The sequence below is a fragment of the Candidatus Laterigemmans baculatus genome (genome assembly GCF_010367455.1).
Taxonomy (GTDB): domain Bacteria; phylum Planctomycetota; class Planctomycetia; order Pirellulales; family Pirellulaceae; genus Laterigemmans; species Laterigemmans baculatus.
In genome coordinates, this window is the sequence record NZ_WRPR01000034.1 from 1 (window position 1) to 12,905 (window position 12,905).

At 64.7% G+C, this 12,905-nt stretch carries 9 protein-coding genes and 3 tRNA genes; 8 read left to right on the forward strand and 4 right to left on the reverse strand.

Features of this window, described 5'->3' with window-relative positions; genetic code table 11:
• Positions 1 to 657: 657 nt before the first annotated feature.
• Both GNK13_RS07105 and GNK13_RS07110 read right to left on the reverse strand, forming a co-directional pair.
• Positions 658 to 730 (reverse strand) — tRNA-Ala (locus GNK13_RS07105).
• A gap of 57 nt (positions 731 to 787) precedes the next feature.
• A tRNA-Ile gene (locus tag GNK13_RS07110) sits at positions 788 to 861 on the reverse strand.
• Between the two features lie 458 nt (positions 862 to 1,319).
• On the opposite strand from GNK13_RS07110, the gene GNK13_RS07115 reads away from it, so the two are divergent.
• The gene (locus GNK13_RS07115) at positions 1,320 to 3,254 is read left to right on the forward strand and encodes a TlpA disulfide reductase family protein (RefSeq protein WP_164101817.1); all 1,935 of its coding nucleotides are present in this window, start codon (positions 1,320 to 1,322) and stop codon (positions 3,252 to 3,254) included.
• 36 nt (positions 3,255 to 3,290) lie between these two features.
• Here GNK13_RS07115 and GNK13_RS07120 read toward each other — a convergent pair whose 3' ends face one another.
• Together GNK13_RS07120 and GNK13_RS07125 are read right to left on the reverse strand one after the other, a co-directional pair.
• Entirely contained in the window at positions 3,291 to 4,094 is an 804-nt protein-coding gene (locus GNK13_RS07120) for an SDR family NAD(P)-dependent oxidoreductase (RefSeq protein ID WP_164101818.1), read from the reverse strand.
• 212 nt (positions 4,095 to 4,306) lie between these two features.
• Positions 4,307 to 5,050, reverse strand: a complete 744-nt coding sequence (locus GNK13_RS07125) for a class I SAM-dependent methyltransferase (protein WP_164101819.1) — start codon at positions 5,048 to 5,050, stop codon at positions 4,307 to 4,309.
• 279 nt (positions 5,051 to 5,329) lie between these two features.
• On the opposite strand from GNK13_RS07125, the gene GNK13_RS07130 reads away from it, so the two are divergent.
• The 7 genes from GNK13_RS07130 to GNK13_RS07160 all read left to right on the forward strand — a co-directional run bounded on the left by GNK13_RS07130 (position 5,330) and on the right by GNK13_RS07160 (position 12,899).
• Positions 5,330 to 5,403 (forward strand) — tRNA-Thr (locus GNK13_RS07130).
• Between the two features lie 158 nt (positions 5,404 to 5,561).
• On the forward strand, positions 5,562 to 6,905 hold the full coding sequence (locus GNK13_RS07135) for a DNA-directed RNA polymerase subunit alpha C-terminal domain-containing protein (RefSeq protein WP_164101820.1): 1,344 nt from the start codon (positions 5,562 to 5,564) through the stop codon (positions 6,903 to 6,905).
• Position 6,906: 1 nt separating this feature from the next.
• On the forward strand, positions 6,907 to 8,028 hold the full coding sequence (gene tgt / locus GNK13_RS07140; protein ID WP_164101821.1) for a tRNA guanosine(34) transglycosylase Tgt: 1,122 nt from the start codon (positions 6,907 to 6,909) through the stop codon (positions 8,026 to 8,028).
• A 138-nt stretch (positions 8,029 to 8,166) separates the two neighbouring features.
• Positions 8,167 to 10,470, forward strand: coding sequence for an NfeD family protein (locus GNK13_RS07145; RefSeq protein WP_164101822.1), 2,304 nt, complete (start codon positions 8,167 to 8,169; stop codon positions 10,468 to 10,470).
• Between the two features lie 11 nt (positions 10,471 to 10,481).
• Complete coding sequence (locus tag GNK13_RS07150) at positions 10,482 to 11,075, forward strand: NfeD family protein (protein WP_164101823.1); 594 nt, start codon at positions 10,482 to 10,484, stop codon at positions 11,073 to 11,075.
• Positions 11,076 to 11,208: 133 nt separating this feature from the next.
• Positions 11,209 to 12,258, forward strand: coding sequence for a flotillin-like protein FloA (gene floA / locus GNK13_RS07155; RefSeq protein WP_261345400.1), 1,050 nt, complete (start codon positions 11,209 to 11,211; stop codon positions 12,256 to 12,258).
• Between the two features lie 95 nt (positions 12,259 to 12,353).
• Positions 12,354 to 12,899 (forward strand): hypothetical protein, encoded by a 546-nt coding sequence (locus tag GNK13_RS07160; RefSeq protein ID WP_164101824.1) that lies wholly within the window; start codon positions 12,354 to 12,356, stop codon positions 12,897 to 12,899.
• Positions 12,900 to 12,905 lie beyond the last annotated feature (6 nt).

Sequence of the window (12,905 nt, forward strand, 5' to 3'; positions counted from 1 at the left end):
TTTCGCAGACTTCCACGCCCTTCTTCGTCTTCTGACGCCAAGACATCCCCCATGTGCCCTTGATAGTTTGACCATCACAATCTCAAACTCGTGACCTGCGAATCGCTCCGCTGTCACTTCGGTCTCGATTGCGATGAACCATCAAACGATAAATCCCACTACCACACACTCGGCAACCGGCAAAGCCAATCCCGAATGCATCGAGCGGGTTACATCGAATCCTTGCAAGCTCATCTCGAGCGAAGCCACTCCCTCGATCCGCTCCCGAAGGAGCCTCTCAAGCGACGGGCTTCACTCAAACGCTTCTTGAAGAACTACATTTTGCTCGTGCCACTCAAAGGCGAACCTTCAAGTGAAAGCACAAGCACATGTGGTGCTCTTAGATGCTTTTTACCCAACAACCAAATTGTCAAATATCAGTGATCGCCGGAGCGATCAGGTGCCGCCGAAGCGAGCGATTTGGCTCGCTGCGAAGCGAGCCGAGTTCACCCGAAGGTGAGGTTCTGAGCGACGCGTGTTCGCCGCGGTGGCGACGTCGTTCAGGTGTTAAAGATACGCTTTCCGGTCTCAGGGTCAAGGGCAGTTTTGAAGCGGCCAGAAAGTTTTGTTTTGACCGGTTTCAAAAGCCTTTTGCCGTGCCCCGGAAGGGGTCTCCAGTGGAGCCGGACGGGTTCGAACCGACGACCCTCGCGTTGCAAACGCGATGCTCTCCCAACTGAGCTACGGCCCCAGGGCCGGGAGTCTCCGTTCGCCGCGGCCAGGGCCGCGAGGAACCGGAATTCCCAAGTGGGCGTGCCAAGATTCGAACTTGGGACCTCGTCGTTATCAGCGACGCGCTCTAACCAACTGAGCTACACGCCCGCAACACTTTGCTCGGTTCCCGGTGGATGCCGCTCGCCAAAGCGTGCGGCGGTTGCCCAAGCGAGCGACAGTGCTTGCTCGAGCGACCCGGGGGAACCAGCGATGCAGTGCGGAAAGTTTACGGATCCGACCGCTGCTGTCAAAGGGCCTGTCGGGACACTTCCCGCCCTTTTTTCTGCTGGAGTTCTGTTTTTGCGGCGCCACCCGCGGTGGCATCGGCTCGGCGGGAGCCCCGTTTCGCGGCTGTGGGGGTTTCCCCGCAGCCGGCTTGGAGGAACGATTCCCGCGAACCGTCACAGGGACTTTGGCGGTTCAAGGACTCGCCGCAGGTGAGCCTTTAGGTTCGGCAGGTTTCGCCGCCGACTTGAGTGGAGGTTTTTTCTGCGGGAAGGTTCGGGAAAAATTCCGATAGATTGGACGGTTTAGGGATGGCTGCAAACCTTCGACGGAGACGGATAATGCATAAACGACGACTGCTCGCCGCGACTTTGCTCGCCGGGGCAACCGCCTTCGGACTGTCGGTCGGGGGGGCGGTGGCTGCCGATGAGGCTCCCAAGCCATCGGCCGCGGACGCCTTGGCGCTCAAACCCGTGCAGGCAAACGTCGAGTACGCGCAGCCAGCCGCTGCCGATTTGGCCGGTTGCCGCGTCGAATTGCTCGACAAGAAAGGCTGGAGCGGTTGGGTCGTGCTCGACGCCAGCGGGCGGCGCTTGCGGCAGTTCGTCGATACCAACGATGACCTCGATATCGACCTCTGGTGCTATTACCAGGACGGGATCGAAGTCTACCGCGACGTCGATGCTGATTTTAACGGCAAGGCGGATCAGTATCGCTGGCTCGGCACCGCCGGAACGCGGTGGGGGCTGGACGAGAACGAAGACGGCAAGATCGACCGCTGGAAGCGGATCTCCGCCGAAGAGGCGACGGCCGAATTGGTCGCGGCGATCGCCGAGTCCGATCCGCAGCGATTCGCCCGCTTGCTGCTCAGCAGTGAAGAGCTCGAGTCGCTCGGGCTCGACGCGGAAGCCCACGCCCAGTTGGAGGACAAGCTGCGGAAGGCGAAACGCGACTTCCCCCTCCTGGTGCGGGACCAAAAAGCGATTGGCCCCAAGAGTCGCTGGGCCCACTTCACCGCGGGAATGCCGGGGACGATTCCCGCCGGCACCGCAGCGGCAGGCAAGGAAGACGTCACGGCTTATGAAAACGCCGTGGCGATGTTCGAAGCCAATGGGGAGACCGGGCAGTTGCTCGTCGGCACGATCGTCCAGGTCGGGCCGGTGTGGCGGTTGGTCGATCTGCCGCAGTTGCCCGGCGACCAGCAGGCGCTGGCGAGCACCGGCGGATTCTTCTTCTCTGGAGCGAATCTCGCAGTCGGCGAGCCCGCTCCGGTCGCTGGAGGAATGACGGCCGACGTGCAGAAACTGGTCAGCGAGCTGGAGAAAGTCGATTCCGCCCTCCGCACCGCCTCGGGCGACGCGGCGGCCAAGCTGCATGACCAGCGGGCCGACGTGCTCGAGGGGATCATCGCCGCGAGTGATCCGGCCCAGCGAGCCAGCTGGATCCGCCAGTTGGTCGACACCGTGGCCGCGGCAGTTCAAGAAAATGCTTACCCCGGGGGTCTCGAGCGGCTCCGCGGGCTGGCGAAAAAACTCGGAGCGGGTGACGAGGAGCTGCAGGCCTACGTCCAGTACCAGATCCTCAGCGTCGACTACGCCCAGCGGCTGCAAAAAGTCGAGAGCCAGAGCGATTTCCCCAAAGTCCAGGAGTGGTGGCTCGGGGCTCTCGAAGGGTTCGTCGAGGAGTATGCCGGGACCCCCGAAGCGGCTCAGGGAATGCTGCAATTGGCCCTCAGCAAAGAGTTTGAGGACGACGAGAAGGCCGCGTTGGTGTGGTACACGAAAGTTGCCCGCGGATACCGCGACACCGACGCCGGACGCAAGGCGGCCGGAGCGGTCCGCCGGCTCGAGTCGGTCGGCCGCGAGCTACCGCTGACCGGCACGACGCTCGACAACAAGGCGTTCGACTTGGCTCGGCTGCGGGGCAAACCGGTCGTCATCCATTACTGGGCGACCTGGTGCGAACCGTGCAAGCAGGACATGAAACTGCTGCGGCAACTCCAGGCACGCTATCAGAAAGCGGGGCTGCAGATCGTCGGGATCAACGTCGACGGCGTGCGAAGTGACGCGATCGCGTACCTGAACGAGGTCAAGCTCCCCTGGGTGACGCTGTTCGCCGAGGGAGGGCTCGACGCCAGCCCGCTGGCGAACATGCTCGGCGTCCAAACGCTGCCGACGATGCTGTTGGTCGATGCCCAGGGCAAGGTCGTCCGCCACAACATCACCGCCAGCCAGCTCGACGAGGAAATCGACAAGCTGGTGCGGGCCGGGAAGTAGCGGGCGACGGAGTACTGAGTGCTGGGTACTGAGTAGTCATTCCGGCATGTTCGGCTGCTGCCAAGCCGACATGCCGCCGTCGACGTAGAGTGTTTGGCCGTGGATATGTTCGGCGGCGTCGCTCAGTAGGAAGGCTGCCGGCGGTCCGCAGACGTCGGCCGAAGGGACCTGGCCGTTGGGGGTGTGCAGCTCCATCCAGGCGGCGAGCTCGGCGTTGTCGTCAACGATCCGCGTCAGCGGCGTGCGGACCAGCCCCGGGGCGATCGCATTGACGCGAATCTTGCGGGGGGCCAGCTCGACGCAGAGCGAACGCACGAGCGCCGCGACCGCCCCTTTGCTGGTGTCGTAGGCCACATGCTCCGGTTCCGAGAGCAGGCCGTTGATCGAGCCGGTGAACAGGACGCGACCACCCTGCCCCGCCGCGACTCGATGCCGGGCAAAAGCCTGGGTCAAAAACACCCCGGCCGTCACGTTCAATCGCCACGTGCGGTCGAACGTTTCTTCGCTCAGCTCGAGAAAGTCGCCATCGAGAAAGGTCCCCGCGTTGTTGACCAATGTGTCGATCTCCGGAGCGATCGCCAGCGCCCGCTCGAACAAGTCGCTCGTGGTTTTCTGAGGCGGTCCGAGCAGATCGCCGACGAGCAGTTCGGCGCGGCGGCCGAAATCCCGACAAGCGGCCAGTGTCTGCTGGGCCGGCTCGTCGTCGCGGAGGCCGTGGATCACAAGGTCCGCGCCGGCCTGGGCGAGCGAGCGGCAAATCGCAGCCCCCACCCCTTGGGTTCCACCCGTCACCAGTGCCGTGCGGCCAGCGAGGCTGAAGGGATTTGAGGTGTTTGGCATGGTCGAATCTCTGCGGGGCTACAGGTGGTTTTCGGCTCGAACAGCCTAACGGTAAAGGTCGCGTCGCGGGTGGGGGCGAGTGCTCTGTCAGAAAACCTTGAGCCGACGGCGCTAGCCGCGGGTTCTGCAGTGGGGCGCCGGGGGACGCGAGGCCCGAGGCTAGCGCCTACGGCTCAAAACGCTCGAACCCGTCGAAAGTTTTCGGACAGCGCTCAGGCTCCGCGGCGGGGGAAGGCGACCGGATGGCCGTACCACTCGGGGTGGCTTGCGGATGTCGTGGCCAGCAGAATCGCTTTGCCGTGCAGGTGTTCCGGGCCGTGGGTGTAGTCCCATTCGTAGCGTTCCTCGTACCGCAGCACGCGGAGCCTCGGGCTGCTCGCCGCCAGTCGCAGCAGTTCGCCGGGAGGAAAGTAGTTCACGACCCACCGCGCCGTTTCGCTGACCGGAGCGCGGCTCGATGCCCCGGCCCCGGTCGGCGAACCGGGATCGTCGGTCGTGTGGACTTCGACATACAGCACTCCATCGTCGGCCAGTCCCGCCACGATCCGCTGCCAGAGGGCCGGCACATCGGCCGCGGGGATATGGTCGAGCACGGTCGTGGCACAAATCGCAGCGTAGCGGCTGGCCGGAATCTCGAACCGGCGGACATCCGCCTCGATCGTCTCGACTCGCTCGGCACAGCCTCGGTCGGCTGCCCGCTGGCGAAGTTGGGCTAATCCCCGTGCGGAGGCATCGACCGCGGTCACCTGCAGTCCGGCCGCGGCGAGGGCCAATGTGTCGCGGCCAGCCCCAGCCCCCAGATCGAGGGCTGCCCCCAAATCGAGTGCTGCCCCCGCACCGGATGAGCGGCCGCGTTGCGGGCACTGGCTGAGGAACGACGCCAGTTCGGCCGAAGGGGCCAGCCCGTAAGCCGGGACGTCGCGATCGTAGACCGCAAAGAAGGGGTCATCGGGCATGGGAGAGGTTTCAGGGTTCAGGGTTCAGGAGCGTACGGTTGGCCAGGGAAAATCGCTCAAGGGAGGCCACGGAAGACCACGGAAAGGCACGGAAGGGGCAAAAGGAAGGTTTCAGGGAGCAGATCTCCGATCTCGATTTCAGATTTCAGATTTCAGAATCCGATGGAATGGGAATCGGCGGTCGAACCCCGGCCACCTGAACCCGGAGACCTGCTCTCGGGAACCTCTTGGAACGGCTCTTGACGGTAAATCGGGGTGGGTCGTATCTTCCAGGGGCCAGCCAGCGTAGCTTCAATTGGCAGAGCATCGCATTCGTAATGCGAGGGTTGTGGGTTCGAGTCCCACCGCTGGCTCTTTCTGTTTTCCCGCGGTGGCCGCTATGCCCGCGGCCGGCCCCTGTTCAAATTTGGTCCCGCGGCGGACAATGATCCGTTGCGGGCGGGCACTGCTGAGCTTTTGTCCTCCCTCAGCAACCCATCAATCGATTTCTTCCGACGAGAGACTCGCTCGCATGCCCGACGCTCAAACCGAAACGGAAGTGGCTGGACCCGACTTGAAGGAGTTGGTGCTCTCCAATTCGTCGTTTGGACCGCAGGAAATCAAGCAGATCCAAGCGGCGATCGCGAAGGATTACTCGCACTTCGGCGAGCTCCGGGACGCTGTCGGTCAGATCGAACAGGAGTCTTCGCGGAGCCCGGCCATGCAGGCCAAATTGGGCGTCTGCCAGTTTCTGCTCGGCCGGTTCAACGATGCCCTGGCGACGCTCAAGTCGGCCGACGGCGGAGCGCTGGCTCTGTTCTACCAAGGCAAGTCCCACTTCGAGCTGACTGCCTACGAGGATGCGGTCAAGGCTTTTGAAGCGGCTCGCTCGAGCGGTTACGACGCCGATCAGTGCAATCTGGCGATTGCCCAGTCGAAGCGGTATGCCGGGTCGGTCGAAGAGGCGATGTCGATCCTGGACAACATGTTCGGGCCGATCGAGCAGACGGCCGAGTATCTCTACCAGCGTGGAGCCACGGTCGCCGCTCTCGGTGGGAACCTGCCCGAAACGGTCGCTCTGTACGAGCGGGCGATGCAGGCCGATCCGAATCACGCCGGTGCCCTGTTCGGGTTGGCTCTGGAGAATGATCGCCACGGCAACGACCGCGAAGCGCTGGCGCTCTATGAGCGTGCGGCGGCCGCGTTCCCGACGGGCGTCGGAGCGCTGATCAACCTCGGGCTGGCCTATGAGGACAACAACCAGTTCGAACGGGCTCAGCGGTGTTATCGCCGGATCCTGGACAGCTATCCGGATCATCCCCAGGCCCGGTTGTATCTGAAGGACGCCTCGGGGCTGGGCAACATCCTCTACGACGAAGAGACCCAGCGTCGCAACGACCGCTTGGCGCAGGTGCTGAACATCCCGGTCTCGAACTTCGAGCTGTCGGTCCGCAGCCGAAACTGCCTGCAAAAGATGGGCATCACGACGCTCGGCGACCTGACGCAGACGACCGAAGCGGAATTGCTCGGCAGCAAGAACTTTGGCGAGACCAGCCTGTACGAGATCCGCGAGATCCTCGCCTCCCGCGATCTGACGCTCGGCCAGTTTGCTCACGAGAAGAAGCCGGCCGACCTGCCGATCGACACCTCGCACATGTCGCCTGACGAGCAGGCGCTGCTCGATCGCCCGATCGCCGACTTGAACCTCTCGGTGCGGGCTCGCAAGTGCATGGTCCGGTTGGGAATGAATACGATCGGCGAGCTCGTTCGCAAGACGGGCGACGATCTGCTCGAGTCGAAGAACTTTGGCGTGACCAGTCTCAACGAGGTCCGCGAGAAGCTGGCCGACCTGGGGCTCAAACTCCGCGGGGACTGAGTTGCCCAGTTCGCTCTTTCCGTTCTCGCTGCTCGGCAGCGATTCGGCCTCTGCCGCCCGGCTGGGCATCTTCCGCACTCCACGGGGTGAGATCGAGACGCCCAGCTTTATGCCGGTCGGGACCGCCGCGACGGTCAAGGGGTTGACGGTCGACCAGGTCCGGCAGACCGGCGCTCAGATGATCCTGGGCAACACCTACCACTTGGCTCTGCGTCCCGGGCACGAGTTGATCCGCCAGCTCGGCGGACTGCACGCCTTCATGGGCTGGGACGGCCCGATTCTGACCGACAGCGGCGGGTTTCAGATCTTCAGTTTGGCCGCGCTGGCCGAGATCCGCGAAGAGGCCGCGACATTCCGCAGCCATATCGACGGTTCGGTCGTGCGACTTTCGCCCGAGCGGTCGATCGAGATTCAAGAGGCGCTCGGCAGCGACGTGGCGATGGTGCTCGACCATGTCGTGGCCTTGCCCGGGGAGCGGGAGGTGGTGCTCGAGGCCATGGACCGCTCGATTCGCTGGGCGGCACGCTGTTTGAACGCCGCCACGCGGGAGGATCAGGCGCGGTTCGCGATCGTTCAAGGAGGGCTCGACGCGGGGCTGCGGCGGTACTGCGCTGCGGAAATGTCGAAAATGGACTTCGAGGGATTCGCCGTCGGCGGGCTGAGCGTCGGCGAGCCGCCGGCGGAGATGTACCGCGTGCTCGATGCCACCTGCCCCTTGCTGCCGGCCGAGCGGCCGCGGTACCTGATGGGCGTCGGGCGGCCGATCGATTTGCTCGAAGGGGTGGCCCGCGGAATCGATCTGTTCGACTGCGTGATGCCGACCCGCAACGGTCGCAACGCCTTGGCGTTCACCGACGAAGGCCCGTTGCGGATGCGAAATGCCAGCCATCGCGACGATGCCCGGCCTCTGGAGTCCGATTGCCCGTGCTTGGCCTGCCGCCACAGCCGAGCCTACATCCGGCACCTCTTCGCCGCCGGCGAAATGCTCGGCCCGATCCTGCTCTCGCACCACAACCTGACGTATTATCAGCGGTTGCTCGCCCGCGCCCGCACGGCGATCCGCGAGGGGCGATTCTCCGAGATGCTCGCCCAACATCGGCGGCTGTGGGCGGTCGCTGCCTAGCCTCGGGTGCCCAAAGGGTATAATCGCAAAGGCCAGGCGAGTTGCGGATTTTGAGGGGCGGATCGCGCTGCAATCGAGATCCCTCGGCGACTCGCTCGGGAGGGGTCTCATTTCTCCATGATGGTTTGCGGTTGCCCGATGCCTACGTTAGCCCTGCGAAAAGAGATGCGGCGAAGCGTCATCGACCGCACGGGACCGGCTCGGCGCGTGACCGGCGCCTTGCGGTTGCTTACAGGCTTCGCCCTGCTTGCCGCCTCGGTTCTGCTTGGGAGTGGCACCGCGTGGGGGCAGGACGAAAAAGCAGAGCCTGCCCAGGGGGCGGCCCCAGCCGGTGCCCCCGAGCCAGCTGCGGCCGAAGAAGCTGTGGCCGAAGGGGTCGCTGAAGAACGCGTGGGATACCGGGTTCAGGTTCCGCTACCGCTCCGCGGCGAGGCGGCTGCGGCGGTCCGTTCGGAATTGCAGAATCTCGCCCAAACGCTCGAGGCTCGCGGGGGCGGTGGGCGGCGGCCGACGGTGGTGTTGGAATTTGCCTCCGGCGGTGAAGCGAGCCGGGGGAGCACGTTCGAAGGGGCGTTGCTGGTGGCCCGATGGCTGGGGAGCCGCGAAGCCCGCTCGCTGCGGACCGTGGCCTACGTCGCCGGGCCGCTCGAAGGGCATGCGGTCCTGCCGGTGCTCGCCTGCGATGAGTTCGTGGTCGCTCCCACGGCGAGCCTCGGCAATGCTTCGGCCGACGAGGTCGAAGTCGACCCGGCGGTCGCGCTGGTCTATACGTCGATCGCCGCCCGGCGGGGAGCGGTGCCCGAGGCGGCGGTTCAGGCACTGGTCGACCCGCGCGTCGAACTGGTGCTGGCGACGCCCATCGAGGGACCCGAGCGATTCGTGACCGGTGCCGAGCTGGCTGAGCTCCGCGATGCGGGGCAAGCGTGGAAAGAGGAACAGCTCTCGGCGGCCGGACGCCCGGCCCTGTTCTCCGCCGCTCAGCTGCGAAACTACCGCTGGGCCAGCCAGATTGTGGAAAGCCCCGACCAGTTGGCCACGGCGCTCGGGCTGAGCCGTTTGGACGAGCCGACGTCGGCAGCCGTGGCAGGACCGAAAGGGGCTGTGCGGATCGCGCTCAACGGTCCGATCAACAGCAGCCGCGTGCGTCGCTACGAGTCGAACATCGCCGCGGCGCTTAGCGGTGAGAAGGCCGATTCGCTGTTCGTGATGATCGACAGTCCCGGCGGCGATTTGGGCAGCAGTCTGTGGTTTGCGATGACGTTGTCGGCGTTCAACGAAAATCCGGGAGTCGCCGTCGGCTATGTCGAGAACGAAGCCCGCGGCGACGCGGCGCTGGTGGCGATCGGCTGCAAGCCGCTGTACCTGAATCCCCAGGCCCGGATCGGCGGGAGTGGAGCCGAGGCGATCACGCGCCGCGATGTGCTCGACCTCCGCGAAGCGATCGAGGAACTGGCCCTGCAGACCGGCCGCCCGGCGGCGCTGCTGGTGGGGCTGCTCGATCCGACCGCTGAGATTTACCGCTACACCGATCGCCGCACCGGCCGCATCGCCTACTTCGAGGGGGGACGCCTCGGCACCGACGACGCCGAGCAGTGGCAGCGGGGAGAGCGGATCGAGATGTCCAACGGGTTGACCGCCAGCGAAGCGATCCGGTTGGGGTTGGCCGAAGGGGAAGCGGATTCGCCCACTCTGGCCGCCAGCCGCGGTGGGTTTGAGGAGTTGCCTCCGCCGCTAGCCGACCGGCCGATCGTGCACGCGGTGGAATGGCTCGCTGGGATTCCCGGGTTGCCGATGTTGCTGCTGTTTCTTGGCTGCATGGCGTTTGCGATGGAGCTGAGTGCCCCTGGGCTGGGGATTCCCGGCTTCATCTCGATGCTCTGCTTCACCATGTTTTTCTGGATCAGCTTCCTCTCGGGGACGGCCGAGTGGTTGGAGGTCTCGCTGTTTGTTGGCGGGGTGATCTGCATCCTGATCGAGGTGTTGGTGATTCCCGGGGTGGGAGTGTTTGGGATCGGCGGGTTGCTGATGGTCGTCGCCTCGATCGTGCTGGCCAGCCAGACGTTTGTGATTCCGCGGAACGCGTACCAGTACGAGCAGACGACCCTGGGGCTGCTGACCGTGTTGGTTGCCTTCGGGGGAATCATGGGAGGCCTGGTCGCCCTGCGGTTTCTGCTTCCCGGCGTCCCGTTGTTTCGGCATCTGATCATGCCGGGGCCGAATTCGGACGAGATGATCGAGCAGGAACAGCGGGAACACTTGGTGCATTACGAATGGCTGCTGGGACTCGAAGGGGTCGCCGTGACGCCGCTGCGACCGGCTGGCAAAGCCCGTTTTCAGGATCAGGTCGTCGCCGTGGTGAGTGAAGGTTCGCCGCTTAGCCCCGGCGATCCGCTACGGGTCATCGAGGTCCATGGCAACCGCGTCGTCGTCGAACCCGCTTGAGCATTGCCGTCATGTCGGACGCATTGGTGTGGTCCATCGGGCTGTTGATCTTCGCGCTCTTTTGCGTGGTCGCGGAGTTTCTCGTACCGAGTGCTGGATTGATCGGCATCGCCGCGGCGCTCTCGTTCATTGCGGCGATCTTGGTCGCGTTCGGTGAGAGCCAATCGCTGGGGATGACGTTTCTGGCGATCGCGATGATTTCGCTGCCGGTGTTGCTGACAGCCATGGTGCGGATCTGGCCGCAGACGCCGGTGGGGCGACGGATGCTGAACCTCCCGGGGGGCGGGTCCGAGGAGCGGGCGGTGGTGGAGGATCCGAGGATGGTCGAGCTGCGGTCGTTGGTCGGCCGCGTCGGCGTGGCCCGGACTGACCTGTTACCGAGCGGGCTCATTGAGATCGAGGGCCGGCGGTACGACGCAGTCGCTCCCGGAGCGGCGATCGATCGTGGTGCCGCGGTCGAAGTCTTCAATGTCGAGACGGGAAAAATCCGTGTGCGGCGGACCGACCGGCAGCCTTCGCCGCCGCCCGACGCGCGGCCTCAAGCGATCACCGACACGCCGCTGGACGAACTGGATCTGGAGGATCTCGGCGATCCGCTGAGCTGATTGAGCCTTCGATTTCCTCTCCGCTCGGGCCCCCCAGCCGGCTCGGCTCTCGCTAGAATGGCGACACGAGCAACTAGGCTCGGCACGCATCAGGGAGCACTGCTCCAGGTTCATCATCGCAGAGGTCGCTCAAGTGCCAGGTGCTGATTCCACAACCGCTCTGTTGTTGATCGCCGCCGTCGTCGTGGTTGGCTTCGTGATGGTCATCGGTCTGGTCCTCATGAACTACTTCGGTCTGTGGATCCAGTCGCTGCTGACCGGAGCCGACATCTCGATCTTCGACTTGTTCGGAATGACGTTCCGGAAAGTCAACGCGCGGGCGATCGTGCGGAGCCGAATCATGGCGGCCCAGGCCGGTTTGGAAGATCCGGAGCTGACGAGCAAAGCCCTTGAGGCGCACTATCTTGCTGGCGGAAACGTGGCCCAGGTGATCCGGGCCCTGATCGCGGCCAAGAAAGCGAAAACGATCAGCCTCACTTTCCGCGAGGCGGCGGCGATCGACTTGGCGGGGCGCGATGTGCTCGAATCGGTTCAGACGAGCGTTTATCCGAAAGTCATCGATTGCCCCCCGCGGGGAGCCGCCAAGCCGTCGCTCGATGCGGTCGCCAAGGACGGCATCCAGCTGATGGTCAAAGCTCGCGTCACGGTCCGCGCCAACCTCCAGCAGCTGATCGGGGGAGCGACCGAAGAGACAATCATCGCTCGCGTCGGGGAAGGAATCGTCAGTGCCATCGGGAGTGCCGACTCGCACAAACGGGTGCTGGAGAATCCCGATCTGATCTCCAAAGCCGTGCTGGCCAAGCGGCTCGACTCGCAGACCGCTTTTGAAATCGTCTCGATCGACATCGCTGATATCGACGTTGGGGCCAACGTTGGGGCTCGGCTGCAAGCCGACCAAGCCGAAGCCGATACCCGCGTCGCTCGCGCCGCGGCCGAACAGAAACGCGCCGCTGCGGTGGCGACCGAACAAGAAATGCAGGCCAAGATCGAGCAGAGTCGCGCCAGCCTCGTCCAGGCTCAGGCGGCGGTCCCCGAAGCGATGGCCGAAGCGTTCCGCAGCGGGCTGCTGACGATTCTCGATTACTACAAACTGCAAAACGTCAGCGCCGATACCGAAATGCGGCGGACCATCGCTGGTACGGCCGGATCGAGCAGCAGCAGTAATCCGGCCCCTGTCCAGTAAGGCAAGCCCGCATCGAATAGGCCCGCCGGTACTCCCGCCGGTACTCCCGCCGGTTCTTCTGGCGGGGCACGGCAGACTCGTGAAGGACTGAGAATATGTCAGGTGAGCTGGAGGATTTTCTCCGCCGCGCCGCCCAGCGGCGGGCCGAGAACGCGGCCGCCCGCAAAGACCGCCCCCAACCGCCCCGCCGTCCCGAGTACACCCAGCGGGATCGCGAGCGGGTGATGACCAGCAGCGACCCGGACGAGGAGATCGTGGTCGCCGATCTCGTTCCAGCCCAACCGGTCGAGGAGCGGCGGCTGCAGCGAACTTCGGTCGGTCAGGAGTCGGCCGAAGCAATCCGGCGCAAACTCAAGGCGAAGCTGGAGCAGGCGTCGGCGAAGCAAAGCCGTCAGGGACACGCCGGTGGGAGCGAGAACCGCGCGACCGGCGGCGACCAGGGCAACTCGGGCCAAAGCACCACTGGGCAGGGTGTGGGGATGCTGGGGCAGATGGCCCGCAAGAGCGACGCGGTCACGGGGACTTCGGGCGGTTCCCCAGCGCTCCAGGCCGTGCTGCGGCTGATTCATGACCCCCACGGCGTCGACCAAGCGATCCTCGCCCGAGAAATCCTCGATCGGCCCACCCACCGCTGGGAATAGAAGAAA

Excerpts from the sequence above, each read along its gene's own strand:
- GNK13_RS07120 (WP_164101818.1), bottom strand. The coding sequence starts at position 4,094 with ATGCCAAACACCTCAAATCCCTTCAGCCTCGCTGGCCGCACGGCACTG.
- GNK13_RS07135 (WP_164101820.1), top strand. The coding sequence starts at position 5,562 with ATGCCCGACGCTCAAACCGAAACGGAAGTGGCTGGACCCGACTTGAAG.
- GNK13_RS07145 (WP_164101822.1), top strand. The coding sequence starts at position 8,167 with ATGCCTACGTTAGCCCTGCGAAAAGAGATGCGGCGAAGCGTCATCGAC.
- GNK13_RS07115 (WP_164101817.1), top strand. The coding sequence starts at position 1,320 with ATGCATAAACGACGACTGCTCGCCGCGACTTTGCTCGCCGGGGCAACC.
- GNK13_RS07160 (WP_164101824.1), top strand. The coding sequence starts at position 12,354 with ATGTCAGGTGAGCTGGAGGATTTTCTCCGCCGCGCCGCCCAGCGGCGG.
- GNK13_RS07150 (WP_164101823.1), top strand. The coding sequence starts at position 10,482 with ATGTCGGACGCATTGGTGTGGTCCATCGGGCTGTTGATCTTCGCGCTC.
- GNK13_RS07125 (WP_164101819.1), bottom strand. The coding sequence starts at position 5,050 with ATGCCCGATGACCCCTTCTTTGCGGTCTACGATCGCGACGTCCCGGCT.